The organism is Streptomyces sp. NPDC001108 (genome assembly GCF_053598535.1).
In genome coordinates, this window is record NZ_JBSFKL010000009.1 from 106,948 (window position 1) to 130,539 (window position 23,592).

A 23,592-nucleotide genomic window follows, 5' to 3' on the forward strand; every position below is an offset into this window, starting at 1 on the left:
TCCCGGGCGCGGCGGTGGCCCGCGTACGGGGCCGCGTACGAGAGTGGTCCGCGCACGCGGGGTCCTCGTGCGCGGACCCCGGCGCCGGGATGTCCGGGTCGTGACGGGGGCCGGTTAGATTGGGCGGGTGCTCACTCGTCTCTCGCGCCCCCGTGCCCTCGCCCTGTGCGCCGTGCCCGTCCTCGCCCTGTTCGGGGTGGCCGCCTTCGCGCCGCTGCCCTTCACCCTGGCGCAGCCCGGCACGACCGCGAACGTGCTCGGCAGCGACCACGGCACGCCCGTGATCAGCATCGAGGGCGCGCCGACCCGCCCCACCAAGGGCGAGCTGCGGATGACGACGATCGTCGCGACCGGCCCCACGGCCGAGGTCGGGATCGGGGACGTGGTCGACAGCTGGTTCCGTACGGACCGGGCGGTCCTGCCCCGTGACTCCGTCTACCCGACCGGCGGCTCCGAGAAGGAGATCGAGAAGCACAACCTCGACGACATGGTGAAGTCGCAGGACGACGCGGTCTCCGCCGCCCTGAACTACCTGGGCAGGAAGCCCGGTTCGGTGGACGTGACCCTGCACCTCGCCGACGTGGGCGGCCCCAGCGCCGGACTGTTCTTCGCCCTCGGCATCGTCGACAAGCTCGACGGCGACGGCCACGGCGGCGACCTCACCGGCGGCCGCACCATCGCGGGCACCGGCACGATCCAGCCGGACGGCGAGGTCGGCGCGGTCGGCGGAGTCTCGCTGAAGACCCAGGCCGCGCGCCGCGACGGGGCGACCGTCTTCCTCGTACCGAAGGCGGAGTGCCGGGAGGCGAAGGCCGAACTCCCCGGGGGGCTGCGCCTGGTCCCGGTCACCACCCTGAAGGACGCGGTGGGTTCACTGCGGGCCCTGTCCGGGAACGGGAAGGTCCCGAGCTGCTGAACTCCTCGGGGGCGGGGCGGCGCCGCCCCCGTCGCCCTCCTCGGCCTTCCCCCGCCCCGCGCCGTCCATGTCGCGCCACGCCGGGAACACCAGGGGCCCCAGCGCCGCCAGCAGATACACCCCGCCCATCGCCAGCAGCGCGCCGTCCGCACCGGCGGCCTCGACCAGGAGCCCGGCCGCGAGTCCGCCCACCGGCATGGCCAGCTCGCCGCCCGCGGTGAGCACCCCGGAGACCCGGCTGCGCAGCGCGTCGGGGACGGCCGTGTAGATCACCGTCGTGAGGATCGGGTTCAGCATCCCGCCCGCGATCCCGCTCAGCGCCATGGTCACGGCGAGCGGCGTGGTCGTCCCGGTCAGCGCCGCGACCGTGTACCGGGGCGCGCCGCACAGCAGCAGGCACAGCGTGAACACGGTCCGCCGGGAGAAGCGGTGCCCGACCGCCCCGTACAGCAGTGCGCCGGCCAGGCCGCCCGCGCCGTACAGCGCGGCGAGCAGCCCGATGTCCGTGGCGCCGCCGAGTTCGGCCGAGGCGTGCACCGGCAGCAGGACCGCGTTCCAGCCCTGGTCGGCGCCGTTGACGAACAGGACCGTCACCACGACCGCGAGCAGCAGCCGGTGGCCCGTCAAGTAGCTGAATCCTTCGCGGAGTTCGGTGCCGTAGGCGCGCGCCGACACGGGTGTGGCGGTCCTGCCCGGCGCGGCGGCGGCCACTCCGCGCAGCCCCACCGAGATGAGCAGCGCGGAGGTCAGGAACGTCCCCGCGTCCAGCAGCAGCACGTTCTCCGCGCCGGCCACCGCGATCAGTACGCCGGCCAGCGCCGCCCCGGCCATCCTGGCCCCGCGCGAGACGGCGTCGAAGAGGCTGGCGGCCCGGGCGAGGGTGGTCCCGGCGTGCGCGGCGATGTCCGGCACCAGGACGTAGCGCGCGGTGGAGCCGGGGGTGTGCAGCAGCCCGACGGTCGCCATCAGCGCGCACAGCATCCAGAAGGCGAGGGCGCCCGCGTGGTACAGCAACGGAACGGCGGCGACGGCGAGGCCGCACGCCAGGTCGGAGCCGACGGAGACCCGGCGCCGCCCGATCCGGTCGATGACCGGCCCGCCGATCAGGGCGGAGAGCGCGATCGGCAGGGTCGCGCAGAAGGCGACGATCCCGGCCCGGCCGGCGCTCCCGGTGGTCTCCAGGACGAACCACGGCACCCCGATCGCGGTGAGCGAGGTGCCGGCGGTGGAGATGGAGTTGGCGGTCAGTACGGCGACGAGCGGTACGCGGGTGCGGTGCCCCGGTACGGTCACGCCGGGCTGTGGACGGTGAACGGGCGGGCCGCCTGCCGGGGCAGGACGCGCAGGCCCAGCTCGACGAGGGCCCAGCCCAGCCGGGTGCGCAGCCCGGGGCGGGGCGCGGGGGCCGGGAGGGTGAACTCCGGTTTGTGGCAGTGCGGTTCGGCGGTGCGCAGGTGGTGCAGCAGCAGATGCGTGTCGGAGTGCATGGCGGTGTCCTTCTGGTCGGGCGGAGGGCTGGTCGGGCCCTACTCCGCCGGGCGTGGGAAGAGATGCACATGGCTGCGGACGGTGGCCGCCCCCTCGGTGCCCTCCGGGACCCGGTCCCGGTAGCTCTCGACGAGCGCGTGGACCTTGCCGATGAGTTCCTCGGTGAGCTCCGGGGTCAGCAGCATCTTGAAGTTGCTGATGTCCCAGCCGTTGCGCCATTCCTCGGGCCATTCGTGCATGGTGCCGATCCAGGTGTTCAGCTCCCGGGCGTGGGAGTCCGCCGTCTCGTGGAGCACGACGCCGACGGCGCCGCGCACCTCGGGGTCCGGATGGTCCAGGAACCGGCCGCTGTCGAAGACGGTGCCCCGGTGCACGGCCCGCCACCAGCGCTCGCGCCCCTTGCCGCGCTCCGGGTCGTCCTCGACGAATCCGTACGCCGCCAGTTGCCGCAGGTGGTAGCTGGTGGAACCGCTGGATTCGCCGAGCCGGGCGGCGAGGGCGGAGGCGGTGGCGGAACCGTACTCCCGCAGTGCGGCCAGCAGCCGCAGCCGCAGGGGGTGGGCGAGCCCGCGCAGGCTGCGGGCGTCGACCTTGTGGAGGTCCGGGGCTTCGGTGGGGGACGCGGCGTCGTCCGGTGTTTCGGGCACGGTGGAACCATAGCGTGCAAAGCCTTCTTTGCAACAGGTTTTTTGCAACGTCTTCTTTGCATGTGGTCCGCCGCGCGGCACCGCCCGGCCCGGTCGGCCTCCGTCCCCGGCCCGGTCAGCGCTGCTTGATGAAGCCCTCCTGGATCAGCCAGTCCTTCGCCACCTCGTGCGGGTCCTGGCCGTCCACGTCCACCTTGGCGTTGAGGGTCTGGGCGACCGAGGTGGTCAGCTTCCTGCTGACCGGGTCGAGGAGCGCGGCGATCTGCGGGTACTTGTCGAAGGTCTTGGTGTGGACGACCGGCGCCGCGTTGTAGTTGGGGAAGAAGTGCTTGTCGTCGACCAGCACCTCCAGATCCATGGCCTTGATCCGGCCGTCCGTGGTGAACACCTCGCCCAGCAGGCAGGAGCCGGACTTGGAGACCTGGGTGTAGATGATCCCGGCGTCCATCTTCCTGATGCTGGAGGCCGGCAGGGACATCCTGTACGCCTTCTCCATGCCGGGCAGTCCGTCGTCGCGGGAGGCGAACTCGTTCTCCACGCAGACCGTCACCGCCGACGGGTCCTTCTTCGACAGCGCCGCGACGTCGGAGAGCGTCCGCAGGTGGTACTTGGCGTTCTTCGCACGGCTGATGGCGAGCGCGTAGGTGTTGTTGAGGGTGGACGGGGCGAGCCAGGTCACCCCGTTGCGCCGGTCCGCGTCCCGGACCGCCACCCACTGCTGGTGCGGGTCGGGGATCGGCTTCGCGTGGCCGAGGTAGGTGATCCAGGCGGTGCCGGTGTACTCGTACATCGCGTCGGCGTCGCCCTTGACGATCGCCTCGCGGGCGCTGATCGAGCCCGGCAGGTTCGTCCGGTCCAGGACCTCGGCACCGGCGGCCTTGAAGACCAGCCCGACCATCTGGCCCAGGACGATGTTCTCGCTGAAGTTCTTCGAGGTGACGGTCAGCGTGGCGCCACGCAGCGGCTGACCCCGCCCCACCGAGCCCGGCACCACGTCGTCCACCATCGGCGAGCCGCTCTTCAGCCCGCACCCGGAGACCACCGCCGCCAGCGCCAGCACGCCCAGCAGCCCCGTACGCGCCTTCCACCCGCCCGCGGCCCCGGCCGTCATCGCTCCACCTCCAGTCCGCGCGGTGTCAGCGCCACCTCGGCCAGCGAGGCCAGCCAGTCCACCAGCAGCGCCAGCACCACCGTCAGCACCGAACCGAGGACCAGCACCGGCATCCGCTGTGTCTGGATGCCCGAGGTGATCAGGTCGCCCAGCCCGCCGCCGCCGACGAACGTGGCCAGGGTCGCGGTGCCCACGTTGAGCACCAGCGCGGTCCGCACCCCGGCGAGGATCAGCGGGACGGCGAGCGGCAGCTCGACCCTCGTCAGCGTCCCCATCCCCGACATCCCGATGCCGCGCGAGGCCTCGACCAGATTCGGCTCGATCGCCCGGAGCCCGGCCACGGTGTTGGAGAAGACCGGCAGCACCGCGTAGATCACCATGCCGATGATCGCCGTGGTCGGTCCGATGCCCAGCCAGATCACCAGCAGCGCCAGCAGACCGATCGCCGGGGTCGCCTGCCCGATGTTGGCGACCGCCGTGACCACCGGGGCCCCCTTGCTCAGCCCGCGCCGGGTCAGCGCGATCCCCAGCGGAATGGCGATGATCAGCACCCAGAACGTCGAGATCGCGGTCAGCCGCACATGCTGCCACCAGCGCAGTTGCACGTTCCCGCCGGTGAGCGAGTTCCGTGCGATCGAGTCGAGATGGATATTGCTGATCCACAGATACGTGACCACCAGCACGAGCACCAGCACCAGCGGCATCACCAGCAGCTTGCGCCAGGTGAACCGGCGTGGCGGCCCGGTCTGCGGCGGCGCGGGCTCCTCCTCCTCCTCGTCCCGGAAGGCATGGCCCTTGACGTCGTGCTCACCGGGCGGACGGTCCTTGTCGGAGGACGGCTCCGGCGGCGCCGAGCGGCCCCGCCGGGGGGATCCGGAGTCCAGCGGCGCGCCGCGGGTCATGCGCCCGCACCGCCTTCCAGCTCCGTCGACGTCTGGTGGCTGCGCAGCTCCTCCAGGTCGTGCTGGTGCTCGATGGCGGCGAGCCGGTCCGCCTCCAGCAGCTCGTGGACGGAGTTCATCAGCGTCTGCATGTCGACGACCCCGATGAACTCCCCGCGCCGCCCGGTCACCGCGACCCGCCCGCCGCTGTCGGTGAGCACCGCCTCCAGCGCGTCGTGCAGCGTCGCGTCGCGCGTCACCGTGTCGTGCACCAGCTGCCCGGCCCGGGCCAGCGAACCCCGGGCCCGCATCAGGTCGCCACGGCGCAGCCACTTGTACGGGCGGTTCCTGCGGTCCAGCATCAGCAGTTCGTTGTGCGGGCCGCTGCGCAGCTTGTTGAAGATCGACTGGAGCGGGTCGTCGACCGTCACCGTCGGGAACTCGGCCATCTCCACGTCCCGGACCCGGGTGAGGTTGAGCCGCTTCAGCGCCGCACCGGCCCCGACGAAGCCCGAGACGAAGTCGTCCGTCGGGTTGGTGAGGATCGCCTCCGGGGTGTCGAACTGGGCGATGTGCGAACGCTCCCGCAGCACCGCGATCCGGTCGCCCAGCTTGATCGCCTCGTCGAAGTCGTGGGTGACGAAGACGATCGTCTTGTGCAGCTCGTGCTGGAGCCGGATCAGCTCGTCCTGGAGGTGGTCGCGGGTGATCGGGTCGACCGCGCCGAACGGTTCGTCCATCAGCAGCACCGGCGGGTCGGCCGCCAACGCCCGTGCCACGCCCACCCGTTGCTGCTGCCCGCCGGAGAGTGCCCGGGGGTAGCGCCCGTGGAACTCGCGCGGATCGAGCCCCACCAGGTCGAGCATCTCCTCGACCCGGTCCTTCACCCGCGACTTGGACCAGCCGACCATCTTCGGTACGAGCGCGATGTTCTCCGCCACCGTCATGTGCGGGAAGAGCCCGGAGGACTGGATCGCGTACCCGATCTTCCGGCGCAGCTTCACCGGGTCCATGTCGGTGACGTCCTCGTCGTCGATCCTGATCCGCCCGGACGACGGCTCGATCAACCGGTTGATCATCTTCAGCGTGGTGGACTTCCCGCAGCCGGACGGGCCGACGAAGATCACTGTCTCGCCGGCCTTGATGTCCATCGAGACGCTGTCCACGGCGGGGTTCGGATTGCCCGGGTACCGCTTGGTCAGGTTCTCCAGCTGGATGGTGGCGCCGGAAGCCGTCTTCCCGGAACCGGAGTCAGAACCTGAGCCGGAGCCGGAGGCGCCGGCGGCGGTGCTCCCCGCGGCGGTGCTTCCGCCGGGGGCGTTCCCGTTGGCGGTCTCAGACACGAATCCCCCTCGGAATGGTGAGCCGCCCCAGCAGGACGTACGCGGCGTCGAAGAGCAGGGCGAGGACGACGATGCCGAGCGTGCCGGCGAGGACCTGGTTGAGCGCGTTGGCGCTGCCCAGTGAGGCGATGCCGCGGAAGATCTCGTTGCCGAGGCCCGGGCCCGAGGCGTAGGCGGCGATGGCGGCGATGCCCATCAGCATCTGGGTGGCGACCCGGATGCCGGTGAGGATCGGCGGCCAGGCGAGCGGCAGCTCCACCCGGCACAGCCGGGCCAGCCGCGACATGCCGATGCCCTTCGCCGCGTCGACCAGCGCGGGATCGACGCCGCGCAGCCCCACGATGGAGTTGCGGACGATGGGCAGCAGCCCGTACAGCGTCAGGGTGATCACCGTGGGGGCGACCCCGAGGCCGACCAGCGGGATGAGCAGGCCGATCGCGGCGAGGGACGGGATGGTGAGCACCGCCGCCGTCGAGGTGATGGCCAGTGAGCCCGCCCAGCCGCTGCGATAGGTGACGACCCCGATCAGGATGCCCAGCACGGTGGCGATCACCATGCACTGGAAGACCGCGCTGACGTGCTGGTACGCGTCGACGAGCAGCTGTTGGTGCCGGTTGCCCAGGTACTCCCAGAAGCTCACGCGCCCCTCCTCGGCTCAGTCGTGGTCCTCCGCGGCCTGCTCGACGAGCGGGATGATCCGCAGCGGCACCGGGTTCTCCATGACGATCGCCGTGGAGGCCCGGACGATGCCATCAAAACCGACAACCCGGTCGATCACCCGTTGAAGATCGGCGTTGGAACGCGCCACGAGGCGGCAGAACATGTCGCCGTGCCCGGTCGTGGTGTGCAGCTCCAGCACCTCCGGAACGCCCGCCAAGTGGGCCCGTACGTCGGCTCCTTGACCCTGCTTGATCTCCAGCGTGGCGAAGGCGGTGACCGGGTATCCGAGCGCCGCCGGATCGACGGTCGGACCGAAGCCCCGGATGACTCCGTTCGACTGAAGCCGGTCGAGCCGGGCCTGCACCGTCCCCCGGGCGACCCCGAGTCTGCGCGATGCTTCCAGCACACCGATCCGGGGTTCGTGGGCCAGCAGCACGATGAGCCGGCCGTCCAGCCGATCGATCGCCATGAGTCATCTCCCGGAACGTCGACGTGATGGTCATCATGTACAGATAGTCCGGCCATCATGCTCATTCGCTGTACAGATTGACCAGTGAAAACGCAAACTATTGCGCACCTTGCGAAGCGAGGAGAGCCTTCGGACATGACTGAGACTCTGCACACCACCCCCGAATCCGCCCGGCAGGCCGACCCCTTCCCGGTCAAGGGAATGGACGCGGTCGTCTTCGCCGTCGGCAACGCCAAGCAGGCCGCGCACTACTACTCGACGGCCTTCGGAATGAAGCTGGTCGCCTACTCCGGACCGGAGAACGGCAGCCGCGAGACGGCGAGTTACGTGCTGACCAACGGTTCGGCGCGCTTTGTCTTCACCTCCGTCATCAAGGCGGTCACCGACCGCGGCCGCTTCCTCGCCGACCATGTCGCCGAGCACGGCGACGGCGTCGTCGACCTGGCCATCGAGGTCCCGGACGCCCGCGCGGCCTACGCCTACGCCGTCGAGCACGGCGCCCGCGGCATCGACGAGCCGTACGAGGTCAAGGACGAGCACGGCACCGTCGTGCTCGCCGCGATCGCCACGTACGGCAAGACCCGCCACACCCTGGTCGAGCGCTCCGGCTACAGCGGCCCGTACCTGCCCGGGTTCGACGCCGCCGACCCGATGGTCGAGCCGCCCGCCAAGCGCTTCTTCCAGGCCATCGACCACTGTGTCGGCAACGTGGAACTCGGCCGGATGAACGAGTGGGTCGAGTTCTACAACAAGGTCATGGGCTTCACCAACATGAAGGAGTTCGTGGGCGACGACATCGCCACCGAGTACTCCGCGCTCATGTCGAAGGTCGTCGCCGACGGCACCCTCAAGGTGAAGTTCCCGATCAACGAGCCGGCGATCGCCAAGAAGAAGTCCCAGATCGACGAGTACCTGGAGTTCTACGGCGGCGCCGGTGTCCAGCACATCGCGCTCGCCACGAACGACATCGTCGCCTCGGTACGGGCGATGCGGGCGGCGGGCGTGCAGTTCCTGGACACCCCCGACTCGTACTACGACACCCTCGGCGAGTGGGCGGGCGAGACCCGGGTGCCGGTGGAGATCCTGCGCGAGCTGAAGATCCTCGTCGACCGCGACGAGGACGGCTACCTGCTCCAGATCTTCACCAAGCCGGTCCAGGACCGTCCGACCGTCTTCTTCGAGATGATCGAGCGCCACGGTTCGATGGGCTTCGGCAAGGGCAACTTCAAGGCCCTGTTCGAGGCGATCGAGCGCGAGCAGGAGAAGCGCGGCAACCTCTGACGCCTCGCGGCGGGGGTACCCCTGCCGTCCGGATGTGACACTCCCGTGCCGAGTGTCACATCCGCGAACGGCCCCGCCCCGCCGGGCCCCCAGCCTCCCCGCGAAGGCGCCCGGCGGTCGGGGCGGCCTACGCGTCCTGCGGGCCGTCCGCCGGCGGGGCGGCCAGGTCGTCCAGCGCCTTACGGGCGACCGGTCCCCCCAGCGGCGAGAACCCCGGACCGGCGCTCAGCGCCCGTTCCAGACTGCGGCGCGCCGGACCGTACTGCCCCAACTCCCGTTGGACCATCCCCAGGTGGTACGCGTACGAGGCGTTCCCCCCGCCCGCGTCGACCGCCCGTCCCGCGTACTCCAGCGCCCCCGAGGGGTCGCCCGCGCGGTAGCGGGCCCACCCCAGCGCGTCCGCCACCGCGGCACTGCGGTGCCCGCGCGCCCACTCCGCCTCCAGCAGCCCGACCGCCGCGTCCGGATCACCGTGGTCGGCCTCGAACCGCCCCCTCAGCAGCGCGTTGTCCACGCCGCGCTCCTCGTCCCGGTCGAGCGCGTCGCGCAGCCGCGCGTACTCCTCGTCGGCCTCCCGGTGCCGCCCCAACGACTCGTAGAACTCACCCAGCTCCAGCAGGTACGCGGGGCGGGGCTGCCGGGCCAGCACCGCCCGATAGGCGCGCAGCGCCTCCTCGGTGCGGCCGAGCGCCGCCAGCGCCCCGGCCCGGCCCGCGAGCGCCGGACCGTGGTCCCGCTGCGCCCGCAGCGCCGCGTCGTACCGGGCCAGCGCCTCCTGCGGCTCGCCCCGGTCCCGGGCCAGCTCCCCCAGGAGCGACAGGCACTCCGCCTCCTGCGCGGGCGTGGCCGCCCGGCCCGCCGCGGCCAGCGCACCGTCCAGCGCCTCCGCGGTCCGGCCCCGGTCCCGGGCCGTCCGGGCGGCCCGGACCAGCGCGGGCGTCCCCGCGCGCAGCGCCGCGAACCTCGCCACCGCCGCGTCCGCCGCCCGCCGGTCCCCGAGACCGTCGTACGCCTCGATCAGCGCCGGGTACACCGTCCACCGCTCCGGCTCCCGGGTCCGCACCGCCTCGCCCCACTTCCGGGCCTCGGCGAAGTCGTTGCGGGCGTCGGCGAGCGCCGCGAGCCCCGCCCAGGCCGCGGTGTTGCCCCGCTCGCCCGGCTGGACCTCCAGCGAGCGCTCCAGCGCCCGCTCGGCCCGCCCGTAGTACGAGGAGTCCGCGGAACGCCGCCCCCACTCCACGTACGCCGTACCGAGCACCGCCCAGGACCCGGCGTCGGCGGGGTGCGCCTCCACCCACCGCCGCCGGTCCCCGATCAGCGCCGTCAGATCGGAGAGCGAGGCCGGCGCCCCCGCCGCGGCCGCCGCCATCGCCCGCGAGACCGGCCCGCCCGGAACGGGCGAGGCGGAGGTGGCGGGCCCGCCCCCGTCCGGCACGGCCACCACCGCCCCCGTCAGCAGCACCGCCCCCGCCACCACACCCAGCGCCGTCCTGCGCAGCGCCGTACGCAGCGTGAGCGGCGGCGGCTCGGACGACGGCGGACCGGTGAGCGCGGAGAGCGCGGTCGCACCGGAGAACGCGGAGGCGTCGAGAGGCGGACGGTCGGGGTCGGAGGGGCGCGGAGGCTGCTGCGGCATGACATCCATGCCGATCACTCTGCGTCAGTCATACGAGCACACCACGGTGTGCGAAGGGCACGGCAGACGGGTTCACACCAATGGGCCCGGGTGCCACGCTTGGATCATGAACGGACTTCTCGAAGCACTGCGCGCCGGGCTGCCTGCCGAAGCCCTGATCGCCGACCCCGACGTCACCGCCTCCTACGCCCACGACATGGCGAGCTTCTGCGAGGCGGGCGCCCCGGCGGTCGTCGTGCTCCCGCGCACGGTCGAACAGGTCCAGCACGTCATGCGCACCGCCACCGCCCTGCGCGTCCCGGTCGTCCCGCAGGGGGCCCGGACCGGCCTGTCGGGCGCGGCCAACGCCACCGACGGCTGCATCGTGCTGTCCCTGGTGAAGATGGACCGCATCCTGGAGATCGACCCGGTCGATCGGATCGCCGTCGTCGAACCCGGAGTCGTCAACGCGGTGCTCTCCCGGGCGGTCGACGAACACGGCCTGTACTACCCGCCGGACCCCTCCAGCTGGGAGATGTGCACCATCGGCGGCAACATCGGCACCGCGTCCGGCGGCCTGTGCTGCGTGAAGTACGGGGTCACCGCCGAGTACGTGCTCGGCCTGGAGGTCGTGCTCGCCGACGGGCGCCTGCTCACCACCGGCCGCCGCACGGCCAAGGGCGTCGCCGGGTACGACCTCACCCGGCTCTTCGTCGGCTCCGAGGGAAGCCTCGGCATCGTCGTCCGGGCCTTGCTCGCGCTGAAGCCCAGGCCGCCGCGCCAGCTGGTCCTGGCCGCGGAGTTCCCGAGCTCGGCCACCGCCTGCGACGCGGTCTGCCGGATCATGGAGCGCGGTCACACCCCGTCACTCCTCGAACTGATGGATCGCACGACGATCCAGGCCGTCAACCGGATGGCCGGCATGGGCCTCCCCGACACCACCGAGGCGCTGCTGCTCGCCGCCTTCGACACCCCCGACCCCACGGCCGACCTGGCCGCCGTCGCCGAACTCTGCGCCGCGGCGGGCGCCACCGAGGTGGTCCCGGCGGAGGACACCGCCGAGTCCGAACTGCTGCTCCAGGCGCGAAGGATGTCGCTCACCGCGCTGGAGACCGTCAGCTCGGCCACGATGATCGACGACGTCTGCGTACCCCGCTCGCGGCTCGGCGCCATGCTGGAGGGGACCGCCGCCATCGCCGGGAAGTACGGCCTCACCATCGGCGTCTGCGCCCACGCGGGCGACGGCAACACCCATCCCGTCGTCTGCTTCGACCACACCGACGCCGACGAGTCCCGGCGGGCCCGCGAGTCCTTCGACGAGATCATGGCGCTCGGCCTGGAACTCGGCGGCACGATCACCGGCGAGCACGGCGTCGGCGTCCTGAAGAAGGAGTGGCTGGCGCGCGAAGTCGGCGAGGTGGGCGTCGAACTGCACCGGGGCATCAAGCAGGCGTTCGACCCCCTGGGCCTGCTCAACCCGGGCAAGGTGTTCTGACGGGCCCGCGGGGGCGGGACCCCGCGCACCGCCCGCCCCCCGCCGCCGGCCCCTCACGCCTCGCCGTCCTGCGGCTCGTCCGAGGCCCACGGGTCGCGCATCCACAGGTCGTCGGCCGGCAGCGGGGCGAGGAGCTCGGCGAGGGCCTCGTCCAGCCCGAGCAGTTCCGCCTCCGTACCGGGCGGGACCACCCGCAGCGTCCGCTCCACCCAGGCGGCCACCTGGGCCGACGGCATCTCCAGCAGGGCGTCGCCGTCGGGCGAGGTCAGCGCGACGAAGATGACGTTGCGCCGGTCGACCTTGGTCGGCCAGATCCGCACGTCCCCGTGGCCGCAGGGCCGGAAGACCCCCTCGACCAGCAGATCGCGGGCGAACGTCCAGTGGACCGGGCAGTCGGAGCCGATGTGGAAGGTGATGTGCACGGCGTACGGGTCCGCCGCGCGGTACATCAGCCGGGCGGGTACGGGGATGCTCCGCTCGGGCGACAGGACCAGCTTGAGTTCCAGCTCGCGTTCCACGACGGTGTTCATGAGTACGTCCTTCCGGTGCCTGTGGACCGGTCTCCTGACCGGCCCGCACAGGGAGAGAGCGCCCTTCCCGCGATCCATTACGCGACTTCCGGAAAAAATTTCCGGGCGGCGGGAGAGCGGCCAAAGCCCCGGAGTGGCCCGGCGGTACGCGGGTGTCTGGTAGATGTGGACCCCTTGCAATCAGGCCTCGAAGAGATACGGGACCACGGTGATGAGCGCCCCAACCCCGGCACCCGGTGAAGAACGCCCCCACGAGGGGTACTACCCCGATCCCTCCATCCCTGGATATGTCCGGTACTGGAACGGTGCCTCGTGGGTGCCCGGCACGAGCCGTCGCGCGCCCCAGCAGGGCGAACCGATGCCTGAGACACCACCCGCGACGCCTGATCCCGAACCCGGGCCCACCGCACCGGAGGCCGCCGCCGGGCCCGTCGGCGGGCCCGCCGCGCGGACGGCCGAGCCGGATCCGGCGCCGGTGGAGGAGACCGGTCCGGTCTTCCTGGACGAGGGGCCGTCCGGGAACGACCGCCCGGAACCGGCCACCGCCTGGCAGGCCGACGCCTCCCGGCAGACCGGCTTCGGCGCCGACCGCGACCGCCGGGTCTCCTGGGGCGGTACGGCGGACTCCCCGGCCCCGGGCGCATCCGCGTCCCCCGCAACCCCCGTGGCCCCGGGCGCCCCTGACGGCCCCGCGGCTCCGGTCGACCCCCGGCGGCCCACCGCACCGGCGCCCACGCCCGCCCCCGAGGCCGCCCCCGCCGCGGCGGCCGGGCCCACCCCGCCCGTCGTACCGGCCCCGGCCCCCGCCCCCGAGCCGGCTCCGGAACCGGCCCCCGGCCCGGCCGCGGGCCAGGCGCCCGAGCACACGGTGGCGATCCGGATGACCCGGCCCGGCCGCCGGGACGCCGAACCGGCCTCCTCGGACGGGACGATGTCGATCCGCGCCGTCAGCCCGGGCGCGGCCCCGCAGCCCCCCGCCGCCCCCGTACCGAACCAGGCCCCGGTACCGAACCAGGCACCCGCGCCGCACCGGCCCCCGGCGCAGGGCCAGGTACCGCCCCAGGGCCAGGCCCCCGCCCCCTGGGCGCAGCAGGCCGGTCCCCCCGCCCCGTACGCGGGCCCGCCCGCCCAGCAGGCCCGCCCGCAACTCCCGGCCCAGCAGCAGCACTCCCAGCTCCCGGCCCAGCAAGTCCCGCAGCCCCCTCAGCCCCAGCAAGCCCACCCGTTCCAGCAGCCCCCGCAGTCCGTCCCGCCGCAGTTCGGTGCGCAGGCGGCCGGGCCCGACCAGCCGGTCGTCCCGTGGAAGCCGCCGGTCGACGACCCCTTCCAGCAGCTCGCGCGGGCCCAGGCGGCGGCCCGGCCCGCCGGGCTCGGCAAGCGGCTCGCCGCCCGGCTGATCGACTCCGTCGTCCTGATGGCGCTCGTCGGCGCGGTCGGCTTCCCGCTCGTCACCCGGGCGCTGGACCACATCGACGGGAAGCTCGAGGCGGCGCGGCGGTCCGGCGAGACGGTCACCGTCTGGCTGGTGGACTCCACCACGGCCGTCCTGTTCGGTGGTGTGCTCGCCGCGTTCCTGGTGCTCGGCGTCCTGCTGGAGGCGCTGCCCGTGGCCAAGTGGGGCCGTACGCTCGGCAAGAAGCTCTGCGGGCTCGACGTGCGGGACATCGAGTCCCACGACACCCCGTCCTTCGGCGCCGCGCTGCGCCGCTGGCTGGTCCACGGCGTGCTGGGGCTGCTCGTGATCGGGGTGGTCGACATGGCCTGGTGCCTCGTCGACCGGCCGTGGCGCCAGTGCTGGCACGACAAGGCGGCGCACACCTTCGTCGCCGGCTGATCCGCGCCGGGGAAGGGGCGACCCGGGCGGGCCGGTCCCTCGAACGCACCTGAGCCGTTGCGGGCACCCCCGGACCGGGGTGCACTGCCCCCATGAGCAACGATCAGCCGGCGTCCGGTCAGCCGCCCGAGGACGACCCGTTCCTCAAGAAGCCGCACGAGCAGCCGCCGTCATCGGGATCGCCGTACGGCAGCGGTCCGCCCCCGCCGCCGCCGTACGACCCCGGTCCCTACGGCGGCGGCCCGTACGGCGGTGCGGACCCGCTCGCCGGGATGCCCCCGCTGGCGGAGCCGGGCAGGCGCATCCTGGCCCGGCTGATCGACTTCCTGATCATCTCGATCCCGCTCTACCTGATCTCCCTGCCGTGGGGCGGCGCGGTCGAGGTGACCAACGACAACGGCAACGGCAGCGGGGTCGGCGACGTCTTCAGCCAGACCTACAGCGGGCACCAGCTGATCTGGTCGCTGATCGGCCTGGTCGCCTACGTCGCGTACGACACGTACTTCACGCACAAGGACGGCCGCACCCTCGGCAAGCGGATGCTGAAGATGCGGGTCGCCATGCTCAACGACGGCCGGGTCCCGGACAGCGGCACGTCGTTCCTGCGCGCCGTGGTGCTGTGGCTGCCGGCGCTGCTGTGCTGCCCGTGCCTGTGGTGGCTGATCAACATCGTGCTCATGTTCACCGACAAGCCGTACCGGCAGGGCCTTCAGGACAAGGCGGCGAAGACGGTGGTCGTCCAGACCAACTGAGTCCCCAGGAACCGGTCGTGACGCCGGGTCCGGGCCCGTGGCCGTACACCCCCGTGGCCCCGTGGCCCGCGACCGGGCGCCCGGCTCAGCGCCGCAGGGACGACGACCGGTCCACGGGCTTCGCGGAGGGGGCGGTGGGCCCCGGCGCGGGCTCGGCGGCCGGGCCCCGCTCCCCGTCGCGCGCGAGCCCCTCGGCCGCGACGGCCTCGGAGACCGGGTCGGGCTGCACGGGCACCGCGCGCCGCCGCGCCCCGGCGCGCCGCGCGGCCGTCGAGGGGACCGGCCGGGGCACGGTCATGGCCACCAGCAGGCCGAGCAGTAACCCGGCCGTACCGGCGACGGCGATGCCTGCGGTCGAATCCGTACGGGAGAGCAGCAGCATCGCGACGGTCGAGAGGACCACGGTGAGCGAACCGTAGGCGAACTGTGCGGGGGTGGGACGAGGCATGGCGGAATCCGTCCTCGGGGCGACGAAGGCCGGTCGCCCGACACGGTCACCCGGCCAAGCGGCGCGGGAGGACGCCCGATCGGCCGGGCATCCCCTACGACGGTGGATGCCCGGGGGCGGCATTGGATAAGCCCGGCCCACCCCCTGGTTCCGGTGCACGGGGGGCGCACGGAGTCATGTCCGGCCCCGATTCCGGCCCCTGACGCGCTGGCCACCCGTGCGACCGGCGTCCGGATAGCGGAAGGGCGCTCCTGCATAGTGCACTTGGCCTGCACAAGTCAAGGTCTGTCTTTTCTCGCTTAACTCCGGTCGAATGTCGTCACTTGTGACGCGTATTCGCGCGCGCGGCCCCACACCTCACCCTGGCCGCAGCGGCGAGTGCCGGGGAGGACTACATCAAGTGACCACAAACAGACGTGCGCTTCGCGCTGCCGCGGTTGTCGTGACCATGGCCGCGACCGTCGCCACGGCCTCGGCCTTCACGGCCCAGGCGGACGACCAGGCGCCGGGTGCCAAGGGCACCACGGTCGAGCGCCGCGACCCGGGTTCGGCCAAGGGCAACGAGCACGACCTCAAGGGCCCGTTCACCAAGCAGCAGGACGCACAGCGTCAGGCGGCCCTGGAGAAGGTCATATCCGGCGACAAGAAGGTCGCGAAGCGCGGCGGCTCCAAGGTCGTCAAGCTCGACGACAAGAAGTACGTCGAGCTCGGCCGCGAGAAGACCGACAAGATCTTCACGGTCCTCGTCGAGTTCGGCGACAAGGTCGACAACAGCACCATGTACGACCCGGACGGCGAGGGCCCGAAGCCGCCCGTCGTGAAGTACGGCGGCACCCCCGGTCCGCTCCACAACACGATCGCCAAGCCGGACCCGAAGAAGGACAACAGCACCGCCTGGCAGGCCGACTACAACCAGGCCCACTTCCAGGACCTGTACTTCGGCGAGGGCGCGGGCAAGAACTCCCTGAAGACGTACTACGAGAAGACGTCCTCCGGGCGCTACTCGGTCGACGGCGAGGTCTCCGACTGGGTCAAGGTTCCCTACAACGAGGCGCGCTACGGCTCGAACTACTGCGGTTCGACCAACTGCGCCAGCGTCTGGGACATGGTCCGCGACGGCGTGAACGCCTGGGTCGCCGACCAGAAGGCCAAGGGCCGTACGCAGGAGCAGATCAAGACCGATCTCGCCCAGTACGACCAGTGGGACCGGTACGACTACGACAACGACGGCGACTTCAACGAGCCCGACGGCTACATCGATCACTTCCAGATCGTCCACGCCGGCGAGGACGAGTCCGCGGGCGGCGGCGCCGAGGGCACCAACGCCGTCTGGGCCCACCGCTGGTACGCCTACGGCACCGACGCCGGTGCGACCGGCCCGTCCTACAACAAGGCCGGCGGCACCCAGATCGGTGACACCGGCATGTGGGTCGGCGACTACACCGCGCAGCCCGAGAACGGCGGCCTGGGCGTCTTCGCCCACGAGTACGCCCACGACCTCGGTCTGCCGGACCTCTACGACACCACCAACACCGCCGAGAACTCGGTCGGTTTCTGGTCGCTGATGTCGGCGGGTTCCTGGCTCGGCACCGGCAAGAACGAGATCGGTGACCTGCCCGGCGACATGACCGCCTGGGACAAGCTCCAGCTGGGCTGGCTCGACTACGCCGAGGCCAAGGCCGCGACGAAGTCCACCCACAAGCTGGGCGTCTCCGAGTACAACACCAAGAACAAGCAGGCGCTCGTCGTCACGCTGCCCGAGAAGGCCGTCACCACCGCCGTCACCAAGCCGGCGGAGGGCTCCAAGCAGTGGTGGAGCGACATGGGTGACAACCTGAACAACACCCTGAGCCGCTCGGTCGACCTGACCGGCAAGTCCAAGGCCACCCTCGACCTCGCCGGCTGGTGGGACATCGAGAAGGACTACGACTTCCTCTACACCGAGGTGTCGGACAACGGCGGCGCCAGCTGGACCGCGATCGACGGCACGGCCGACGGCAAGGCGATCCCGCGCGACGCCAGCGACAAGCCGGCCCTGACCGACGTCTCCGGCAAGTACCAGAAGCTCTCGTACTCGCTGGACGCCTACGCGGGCAAGAAGATCGACATCCGCTTCCGCTACTCCACCGACGGTGGCGCGGGCGGCGCCGGCTTCGCGGCCGACACCATCGCGGTCACCGCCGACGGCGCCGTGCTCTTCTCGGACAACGCCGAGGGCGACGACAACGGCTGGGCCGCCAAGGGCTTCTCCCGCGTCGGCGAGTCCTTCACCAAGGACTACCCGCAGTACTACATCGCGGAGAACCGCCAGTACGTCAGCTACGACAAGACCCTCGAGGTCGGCCCGTACAACTTCGGCTTCTCCAAGACCCGCCCCGACTGGGTCGAGCACTACCCGTACCAGACCGGCCTGATGGTCTGGCTGTGGGACAAGTCGCAGAAGGACAACAACGTCTCGGTCCACCCGGGTCAGGGCCTGATCCTTCCGGTCGACGCCCACGCCAAGCCCCTGAAGTGGGCCGACGGCACGATCATCCGCAACAAGATCCAGCCGTTCGACGCCCCGTTCAGCCGGTTCGCGACCGACGCGTTCACGCTGCACAACGCGGACGTCCCGGTCCGGATCAAGTCGCAGGCCGGCGTTTCGGCCTTCGACGACCACAAGGGCACGTACTGGTACGCGGAGAACCCGACCGGCAGTGTTCAGGTACCTGACACGAACACCCGGATCTCGATCGTCAACCAGCCCGCCAGCGGCAAGACGATCACCGTCCAGGTCGGTCCGTCCAAGAAGTAATCTCGCATAACCGCAGGTCAAAGCATGATCGGCCGTCGCCCTCTAGCGGGCGGCGGCCGATCGTGTTTAGGTGCGTCTTGTTCAGATACTTATTGACGCGATGTCTCACGGGGGAGCACGGAGCATGGCAGGCGGCGGATTCTGCACATTGCCGAACGGCAGCGTGGTGGTGGCGATCACGCTGCCCAGCCCGAAGGGCGGGGCGGCGCCGGGGACCCCGGTCCGGGTCCTGGTGCACGCGGCCAACCGGCCCCGCGCCCTGACCCGGCTGCGCAACGCGGGCCTCAGTTCGGTCTACCTCCGGGGCAACGCCGAGCCGCCCACCCCCGACGAGATCACCGCCGTGCTGCACCACCCCGACGGGCTGCTGTGGCGGGCGCGCCCGGAGCGGGCCCAGGAGCTCTGGCACCCGATCCGCGCCCTGCTCCGCCCGGCCCGGGCCGTCCCGGCCGGCGGAACCGCCTGAGGCGCGTGCCCCGCGGAACGGCCCAGGGGCCGAAGGAGAGGGCTCAGACCACCGGCTTGCCGGTGAGCCTCACGCCCGCCCGGCGGAGCTCCTCCAGGGCCCGTTCCGTGGTCTCCTCGGCGACGCCCGCGGTCAGGTCGAGCAGGACGTGCGTGGTGAAGCCCGCCCGGACCGCGTCCAGCGCCGTCGCCCGAACGCAGTGGTCGGTGGCGATGCCCACGACGTCGACCTCGGTGACGTGGTGGGCGTGCAGCCAGTCGGCCGGGCCCGCGCCGTTCTCGTCGATCCCTTCGAAGCCGCTGTACGCCGCCGCGTAGGCGCCCTTGTCGAACACCGCGTCGATCGCTCCGGAGGCGACCGCCGGGGCGAAGTTCGGGTGGAAGCCCACCCCCTCCGTCCCGGCGACGCAGTGCGCGGGCCAGGAGTCCTCGAAGTCGGGCCGGTCCGAGAAGTGGTCGCCGGGGTCGATGTGGTGGTCCCGGGTCGCGATCACATGGCGGTACCCGGCCTGGGCGTCACCGATCAGGTCGGTGATGGCGGCGGCGACATCGGCGCCGCCCGCCACGGCGAGGCTGCCGCCCTCACAGAAGTCGTTCTGAACGTCGACGACGATCAAGGCGCGGTGCATGACGGGTGTCCTTAGCGGGTGGGGGCGGTGGCGGTGGTGGGAGATTCGTTTTCGAGCCTAGGCACTCCGGCCCCGACCCGGGAGGGGGCGGGGCCGAAGTCGTGCCGCTTTCGACGCCCGGCCGGGGCGTACGGCGAGCGGGCGGACGCGGGGCGGCGCTCAGACGTACTCGGTGGGGATCACCGGCTCGCCCCGCGACAGCTGCACCGCCGACATCGGCAGCCCGGACCGGGCCGTGATGTGCCGCTCGCGCGCCGCGTCCAGCGGCTCCCGGGCGACCACCTCGCCGCCCCGGACCAGCTCGACCAGCAACTGCCGGTCGGCCAGCTCCACGGGCACGGGGCCGGTGCCGACCACCTCCGCCTCGGCGACCCCGTTCCCGTCCAGCCGGCGCGCGGCCCACTTGCGGCCGCCCATCGACGACTTCGAGCCGAGCGACTTCTTCGCCACCGGGCGCAGCGGCGCGGCGGGGTCGGCGCTGTCGGCGCGGGCGACGAGCTTGTAGACCATCGAGCAGGTGGGCTGCCCGCTGCCGGTCACCAGCTGCGTGCCCACCCCGTACGCGTCGACCGGGGCGGCGGCCAGTGAGGCGATGGCGTACTCGTCCAGGTCGGAGGTGACCACGATCTTGGTCTCGGTGGCGCCCAGCTCGTCGAGCTGCTGGCGGACCCGGTGCGCGACCAGCAGCAGGTCGCCGGAGTCGATCCGTACCGCGCCCAGCTCCGGTCCGGCGATCTCGACCGCGGCCCGGACCGCCTCGGCGACGTCGTACGTGTCGACCAGCAGCGTCGTTCCCCGGCCGAGCGAGTCGACCTGGGCCCGGAAGGCGTCGCGCTCGGTGTCGTGGAGCAGGGTGAAGGCGTGGGCGCTGGTCCCGACGGTGGGGATGTTGTAGCGGAACCCGGCCGCCAGGTCGGAGGTGGTGTCGAAGCCGCCGACGTACGCGGCGCGCGCCGAGGCCACCGCGGAGAGTTCGTGGGTGCGGCGCGCGCCCATCTCGATCAGCCCGCGCCCGCCGGCCGCGGCGGACATCCGCGAGGCCGCGGCGGCGATCGCCGAGTCGTGGTTGAGGATCGAGAGGATCACCGTCTCCAGCAGCACGCACTCGGCGAAGGAGCCCTCGACCCGCAGGACCGGCGAGCCGGGGAAGTACACCTCGCCCTCGGGGTAGCCCCAGATGTCGCCGCTGAAGCGGTGGTCGGCCAGCCAGTCGAGCGTGGGCCCGTCGACGATCGAGCGTTCGCGGAGGAAGGTGAGCATCTCGTCGTCGAAGTGGAAGTTCTCCACCGCGTCCAGTACGCGCCCGATGCCCGCGACGACGCCGTAGCGCCGCCCCTCGGGGAGCCGGCGGGTGAAGGCCTCGAAGACCGAGCGCCTCTCGGCCGTGCCGGCCTTCAGCGCCGCCTGCACCATCGTGAGCTCGTACTGGTCGGTGAAGAGCGCGGTCGAGGGCACGCCGACCCGTCGACCAAGGTCCGCAGAGTTCATGTTCCGGATGCTACCCCTATTTCGTCAGAGTGACGAGATGTCGGGTCGTTTGTGCGATGCGCCCTCCCGGGTGGCAGCATGGGGTGGGTGAGTGTCGCCCCCGTAGAGATCGAGCGTCCCGAATCGGCCGAGGAGAACCTCGTCGTCCCCGAGCCCGACGTGCCCTGGGTGACGCTGGTCCACAACGACCCGGTCAACCTCATGAGCTATGTGACCTATGTCTTCCAGACGTACTTCGGCTACTCGAAGGACAAGGCGCGCAAGCTGATGATGGACGTCCACCAGAAGGGCCGCGCGGTCGTCTCCAGCGGCAGCCGCGAGGAGATGGAGCGCGACGTGCAGGCCATGCACGGCTACGGGCTGTGGGCCACCCTCAGCCAGGACCGCAACTGACCGGAGCCCCGCGCCCCCCGTCCCCGTCCGTCCCCGCCCCGACCGACCCATCAATCGGAGAAGATCCATGGCCGGCCATTTCGAGGCCACCCCCGGCGGCGGCGCGTCCGTCGTGCTCGACGAGGTGGAGATCGCGATCCTGCGGTCCCTCGCCGTCCAGTTGCTGGAGCTGATCGGCCCCGGCGACGAGCCCGCCGAGGGCGCCGACCCGCTCGCCGCGCTCTTCGCGGAGGGGCCCAGCGAGCCGCCCGCCGACCCCGCCCTGGCCCGCCTCTTCCCCGACGCGTACGGCACCGACGACACCGAACTGCGGGCCGCCTCCGCCGAGTTCCGCCGGTTCACCGAGAACGACCTGCGCGCCCGCAAGCGCACCGACGCCCTCGCCGTCGTCCGCGCCCTGGACGCCCTCAAGGCGGACGAGGACGGCGAGGCCGTGCTCGAACTCGACGCCGACGCGTCCCGCAGCTGGCTCGGCACCCTCAACGACCTCCGGCTCACCATCGGCACCCGGCTGGAGATCACCGAGGAGGACGACGGCGACGCCGGCTCGCTCTACCGGCTCCCCGACAGCGATCCGCGCAAGCCGATGGTCATGGCCTTCCTCTGGCTCGGCGCGCTCCAGGAGACCCTGGTGGAGACGCTGATGTCCTGAGGGACGCCCGGCAGGCTCCGGGGCCGACGCCGGCCCCCGAACCGCGAGCCCGGTACCGCCCTCCATCACGGCCCGTGATTTCCGGGCCGTGAGTAAACCGGGGACGGCGAACAGATGACAACGAACACCTCACCTGAATGGCCGCCATTACGGCGACTGGGTGGGTCTATCGGCTTTTCCTTGTGCTGACCGCCACATCATTCCCGGTGGGCAGCACGGCGAAAGGCGCGGCGCATGACATCGGCACAGCTCGACGAGGGCCAGGACGGCCGCCGCCCGCAGGATGCCACGGGAACGGGGACCGGCGCGGCGGCGGGGGAGGGCTACCGGCGCGCCCTCGGCGCCCGGCAGATCCAGATGATCGCCATCGGCGGGGCCATCGGCACCGGCCTCTTCCTCGGCGCGGGAAAGGCGATCGCCAAGGCCGGACCCAGCCTCGTCCTGGCGTACGCGGTCGCCGGGCTGGTCGTCTTCTTCATCATGCGGGCCCTGGGCGAACTCCTCATGTACCGCCCGGTGTCGGGCTCCTTCTCCGAATACGCCCGGGAATTCGTCGGCCCCTTCGCGGGATTCGTCACCGGCTGGACGTACTGGCTCTTCTGGGTCGTCACCGGAATCACCGAAGTCACCGCCGCCGCGCAGTACATGACGTACTGGTTCGCCGCCCCGCAATGGGTGTCGGCGCTGGTCTTCACGGTCGTCCTGTACGGCGCGAACCTCATCTCCGTGAAACTCTTCGCGGAAATGGAGTTCTGGTTCTCCCTGGTGAAGGTCACCGCCATCATCGGCATGATCCTCATCTGCGTCGGCATTCTGACCCTCGGCTTCTCCGCGGCCGGGGAGACCGCCTCGGTCAGCCACCTCTGGGCCGACGGCGGATTCTTCCCGCACGGCGTCGGAGGCACCCTGGCGACGCTGCAGATCGTGATGTTCGCCTTCGTCGCCGTCGAGCTCGTCGGCGTCACCGCGGGCGAGTCCAAGGACCCCGCGACCGTGCTGCCCAGGGCCATCAACGCCGTGCCGTGGCGCATCGCCGTCTTCTACGTCGGCGCCCTGGTCATGATCCTCTCCGTGGTCCCGTGGACCGCGTTCGGCCCCGGCGTCTCCCCGTTCGTCGCCGCCTTCCACACCATGGGCCTCGGCATCGGCGCCGGGATCGTCAACTTCGTCGTCCTCACCGCCGCGCTCTCCTCCTGCAACTCCGGGGTGTACTCCACCGGCCGGATGCTCCGCGACCTGGCGCGCAACGGGCAGGGGCCGCGGGCCTTCACCCGGCTCACCCCCGGCGGCACCCCGCTCGCCGGCACCACCTTCTCCGCCGCCCTGATGCTCGTCGGCGTCTGGATCAACTACCGCTGGCCCGGCGACGCCTTCGGCTACGTCGTCTCCTTCGCCACCGTCTCCGGCATGTGGGCCTGGATCATGATCCTGGTCTGCCAGCTCCGCTACCGGCGCCTCGCCGACCGGGGCCTGCTCCCGCGCTCGCCCTTCCGCGCCCCCGGCGCCCCGTACACCAGCGTCTTCGCGCTGGCCTTCCTCGGCCTGGTCGTCGTGATGATGGCCCTCGACGCGGAGACCAGGATCTCGCTGTACTGCGCCCCGCTCTGGGCCGCCCTCCTCGGCGTCGCGTACCGGGTCCTCAAGGCCCGCGACCCCGCCAACCGGGCCTTCGCCCGGGAGTGAACCGCACCCGCGTAT

Annotated in this window: 23 protein-coding genes; 10 read left to right on the forward strand and 13 right to left on the reverse strand. The window is 71.9% G+C overall.

The genetic code is table 11. The features are described from left to right. Positions 1-127: 127 nt before the first annotated feature. Positions 128-916, forward strand: coding sequence for a S16 family serine protease (locus ACWC97_RS21015; protein ID WP_385209788.1), 789 nt, complete (start codon positions 128-130; stop codon positions 914-916). Here the strand turns inward: ACWC97_RS21015 and ACWC97_RS21020 are convergent. From ACWC97_RS21020 to ACWC97_RS21055, 8 genes are all read right to left on the reverse strand, one after another. Next, entirely contained in the window at positions 872-2,209 is a 1,338-nt protein-coding gene (locus ACWC97_RS21020) for an MFS transporter (protein ID WP_450650838.1), read from the reverse strand. The two genes, ACWC97_RS21015 and ACWC97_RS21020, sit on opposite strands and share 45 nt — an antisense overlap. Beyond that, positions 2,206-2,403 (reverse strand): hypothetical protein, encoded by a 198-nt coding sequence (locus ACWC97_RS21025; protein WP_450650839.1) that lies wholly within the window; start codon positions 2,401-2,403, stop codon positions 2,206-2,208. The genes ACWC97_RS21020 and ACWC97_RS21025 overlap by 4 nt, the downstream gene beginning before the upstream one ends. A 39-nt stretch (positions 2,404-2,442) precedes the next feature. Continuing rightward, on the reverse strand, positions 2,443-3,051 hold the full coding sequence (locus ACWC97_RS21030) for a helix-turn-helix domain-containing protein (RefSeq protein ID WP_450650841.1): 609 nt from the start codon (positions 3,049-3,051) through the stop codon (positions 2,443-2,445). A gap of 115 nt (positions 3,052-3,166) precedes the next feature. Further along, positions 3,167-4,162, reverse strand: coding sequence for a glycine betaine ABC transporter substrate-binding protein (locus ACWC97_RS21035; protein WP_450650843.1), 996 nt, complete (start codon positions 4,160-4,162; stop codon positions 3,167-3,169). Beyond that, on the reverse strand, positions 4,159-5,064 hold the full coding sequence (locus ACWC97_RS21040) for an ABC transporter permease (protein ID WP_450650845.1): 906 nt from the start codon (positions 5,062-5,064) through the stop codon (positions 4,159-4,161). The genes ACWC97_RS21035 and ACWC97_RS21040 overlap by 4 nt, the downstream gene beginning before the upstream one ends. Continuing rightward, positions 5,061-6,260, reverse strand: coding sequence for an ABC transporter ATP-binding protein (locus ACWC97_RS21045; protein ID WP_352273909.1), 1,200 nt, complete (start codon positions 6,258-6,260; stop codon positions 5,061-5,063). The genes ACWC97_RS21040 and ACWC97_RS21045 overlap by 4 nt, the downstream gene beginning before the upstream one ends. Before the next feature lie 118 nt (positions 6,261-6,378). Next, a complete protein-coding gene (locus ACWC97_RS21050; protein ID WP_352273710.1) occupies positions 6,379-7,026 on the reverse strand; it encodes an ABC transporter permease in 648 nt (215 codons plus the stop codon). 15 nt (positions 7,027-7,041) lie between these two features. Further along, positions 7,042-7,515 carry an Lrp/AsnC family transcriptional regulator gene (locus ACWC97_RS21055; protein ID WP_352273711.1) on the reverse strand — a complete coding sequence of 158 codons (474 nt, stop codon included), beginning with the start codon at positions 7,513-7,515 and terminating at the stop codon, positions 7,042-7,044. A gap of 135 nt (positions 7,516-7,650) precedes the next feature. On the opposite strand from ACWC97_RS21055, the gene hppD reads away from it, so the two are divergent. Then, positions 7,651-8,796, forward strand: coding sequence for a 4-hydroxyphenylpyruvate dioxygenase (gene hppD / locus ACWC97_RS21060; protein WP_352273712.1), 1,146 nt, complete (start codon positions 7,651-7,653; stop codon positions 8,794-8,796). 127 nt (positions 8,797-8,923) lie between these two features. Here hppD and ACWC97_RS21065 read toward each other — a convergent pair whose 3' ends face one another. Beyond that, positions 8,924-10,441 (reverse strand): tetratricopeptide repeat protein, encoded by a 1,518-nt coding sequence (locus ACWC97_RS21065; RefSeq protein ID WP_450650847.1) that lies wholly within the window; start codon positions 10,439-10,441, stop codon positions 8,924-8,926. A 97-nt stretch (positions 10,442-10,538) separates the two neighbouring features. Between ACWC97_RS21065 and ACWC97_RS21070 the strand changes: the two genes are divergently transcribed. Then, positions 10,539-11,906: an FAD-binding oxidoreductase gene (locus ACWC97_RS21070; protein ID WP_450650849.1), complete on the forward strand. Its 1,368-nt coding sequence runs from the start codon at positions 10,539-10,541 to the stop codon at positions 11,904-11,906. A 53-nt stretch (positions 11,907-11,959) separates the two neighbouring features. On the opposite strand, the gene ACWC97_RS21075 is transcribed toward ACWC97_RS21070, so the two are convergent. Then, complete coding sequence (locus tag ACWC97_RS21075) at positions 11,960-12,436, reverse strand: SsgA family sporulation/cell division regulator (RefSeq protein WP_352273715.1); 477 nt, start codon at positions 12,434-12,436, stop codon at positions 11,960-11,962. A gap of 211 nt (positions 12,437-12,647) precedes the next feature. Here ACWC97_RS21075 and ACWC97_RS21080 point away from each other — a divergent pair, with 211 nt between their 5' ends. Then, positions 12,648-14,270, forward strand: a complete 1,623-nt coding sequence (locus ACWC97_RS21080; RefSeq protein WP_450650851.1) for an RDD family protein — start codon at positions 12,648-12,650, stop codon at positions 14,268-14,270. 92 nt (positions 14,271-14,362) lie between these two features. Next, positions 14,363-15,022 (forward strand): RDD family protein, encoded by a 660-nt coding sequence (locus ACWC97_RS21085; protein ID WP_352273717.1) that lies wholly within the window; start codon positions 14,363-14,365, stop codon positions 15,020-15,022. 85 nt (positions 15,023-15,107) lie between these two features. On the opposite strand, the gene ACWC97_RS21090 is transcribed toward ACWC97_RS21085, so the two are convergent. After that, a complete protein-coding gene (locus ACWC97_RS21090; protein WP_450650852.1) occupies positions 15,108-15,470 on the reverse strand; it encodes a hypothetical protein in 363 nt (120 codons plus the stop codon). A gap of 400 nt (positions 15,471-15,870) precedes the next feature. On the opposite strand from ACWC97_RS21090, the gene ACWC97_RS21095 reads away from it, so the two are divergent. Further along, positions 15,871-18,267, forward strand: coding sequence for an immune inhibitor A domain-containing protein (locus tag ACWC97_RS21095; RefSeq protein ID WP_352273719.1), 2,397 nt, complete (start codon positions 15,871-15,873; stop codon positions 18,265-18,267). A 124-nt stretch (positions 18,268-18,391) separates the two neighbouring features. After that, entirely contained in the window at positions 18,392-18,733 is a 342-nt protein-coding gene (locus tag ACWC97_RS21100; protein ID WP_385209818.1) for a hypothetical protein, read from the forward strand. A gap of 43 nt (positions 18,734-18,776) precedes the next feature. On the opposite strand, the gene ACWC97_RS21105 is transcribed toward ACWC97_RS21100, so the two are convergent. Continuing rightward, a complete protein-coding gene (locus ACWC97_RS21105; RefSeq protein WP_352273721.1) occupies positions 18,777-19,361 on the reverse strand; it encodes an isochorismatase family protein in 585 nt (194 codons plus the stop codon). Positions 19,362-19,520: 159 nt separating this feature from the next. After that, positions 19,521-20,849 (reverse strand): nicotinate phosphoribosyltransferase, encoded by a 1,329-nt coding sequence (locus ACWC97_RS21110; RefSeq protein ID WP_450650854.1) that lies wholly within the window; start codon positions 20,847-20,849, stop codon positions 19,521-19,523. A gap of 78 nt (positions 20,850-20,927) precedes the next feature. Here ACWC97_RS21110 and clpS point away from each other — a divergent pair, with 78 nt between their 5' ends. From clpS to ACWC97_RS21125, 3 genes are all read left to right on the forward strand, one after another. Next, the gene (clpS, locus tag ACWC97_RS21115; RefSeq protein ID WP_352273723.1) at positions 20,928-21,242 is read left to right on the forward strand and encodes an ATP-dependent Clp protease adapter ClpS; all 315 of its coding nucleotides are present in this window, start codon (positions 20,928-20,930) and stop codon (positions 21,240-21,242) included. 67 nt (positions 21,243-21,309) lie between these two features. Beyond that, complete coding sequence (locus ACWC97_RS21120) at positions 21,310-21,894, forward strand: DUF2017 domain-containing protein (protein ID WP_352273724.1); 585 nt, start codon at positions 21,310-21,312, stop codon at positions 21,892-21,894. 234 nt (positions 21,895-22,128) lie between these two features. Then, positions 22,129-23,577: an amino acid permease gene (locus tag ACWC97_RS21125; protein WP_450650857.1), complete on the forward strand. Its 1,449-nt coding sequence runs from the start codon at positions 22,129-22,131 to the stop codon at positions 23,575-23,577. Positions 23,578-23,592 lie beyond the last annotated feature (15 nt).

Excerpts from the sequence above, each read along its gene's own strand:
- ACWC97_RS21090 (WP_450650852.1), bottom strand. The coding sequence starts at position 15,470 with ATGCCTCGTCCCACCCCCGCACAGTTCGCCTACGGTTCGCTCACCGTG.
- ACWC97_RS21120 (WP_352273724.1), top strand. The coding sequence starts at position 21,310 with ATGGCCGGCCATTTCGAGGCCACCCCCGGCGGCGGCGCGTCCGTCGTG.
- ACWC97_RS21040 (WP_450650845.1), bottom strand. The coding sequence starts at position 5,064 with ATGACCCGCGGCGCGCCGCTGGACTCCGGATCCCCCCGGCGGGGCCGC.
- ACWC97_RS21065 (WP_450650847.1), bottom strand. The coding sequence starts at position 10,441 with ATGGATGTCATGCCGCAGCAGCCTCCGCGCCCCTCCGACCCCGACCGT.
- hppD (WP_352273712.1), top strand. The coding sequence starts at position 7,651 with ATGACTGAGACTCTGCACACCACCCCCGAATCCGCCCGGCAGGCCGAC.
- ACWC97_RS21025 (WP_450650839.1), bottom strand. The coding sequence starts at position 2,403 with ATGCACTCCGACACGCATCTGCTGCTGCACCACCTGCGCACCGCCGAA.
- ACWC97_RS21055 (WP_352273711.1), bottom strand. The coding sequence starts at position 7,515 with ATGGCGATCGATCGGCTGGACGGCCGGCTCATCGTGCTGCTGGCCCAC.
- ACWC97_RS21075 (WP_352273715.1), bottom strand. The coding sequence starts at position 12,436 with ATGAACACCGTCGTGGAACGCGAGCTGGAACTCAAGCTGGTCCTGTCG.
- ACWC97_RS21105 (WP_352273721.1), bottom strand. The coding sequence starts at position 19,361 with ATGCACCGCGCCTTGATCGTCGTCGACGTTCAGAACGACTTCTGTGAG.
- ACWC97_RS21085 (WP_352273717.1), top strand. The coding sequence starts at position 14,363 with ATGAGCAACGATCAGCCGGCGTCCGGTCAGCCGCCCGAGGACGACCCG.
- ACWC97_RS21125 (WP_450650857.1), top strand. The coding sequence starts at position 22,129 with ATGACATCGGCACAGCTCGACGAGGGCCAGGACGGCCGCCGCCCGCAG.
- ACWC97_RS21110 (WP_450650854.1), bottom strand. The coding sequence starts at position 20,849 with ATGAACTCTGCGGACCTTGGTCGACGGGTCGGCGTGCCCTCGACCGCG.
- ACWC97_RS21100 (WP_385209818.1), top strand. The coding sequence starts at position 18,392 with ATGGCAGGCGGCGGATTCTGCACATTGCCGAACGGCAGCGTGGTGGTG.
- ACWC97_RS21035 (WP_450650843.1), bottom strand. The coding sequence starts at position 4,162 with ATGACGGCCGGGGCCGCGGGCGGGTGGAAGGCGCGTACGGGGCTGCTG.
- clpS (WP_352273723.1), top strand. The coding sequence starts at position 20,928 with ATGGGGTGGGTGAGTGTCGCCCCCGTAGAGATCGAGCGTCCCGAATCG.
- ACWC97_RS21070 (WP_450650849.1), top strand. The coding sequence starts at position 10,539 with ATGAACGGACTTCTCGAAGCACTGCGCGCCGGGCTGCCTGCCGAAGCC.
- ACWC97_RS21080 (WP_450650851.1), top strand. The coding sequence starts at position 12,648 with ATGAGCGCCCCAACCCCGGCACCCGGTGAAGAACGCCCCCACGAGGGG.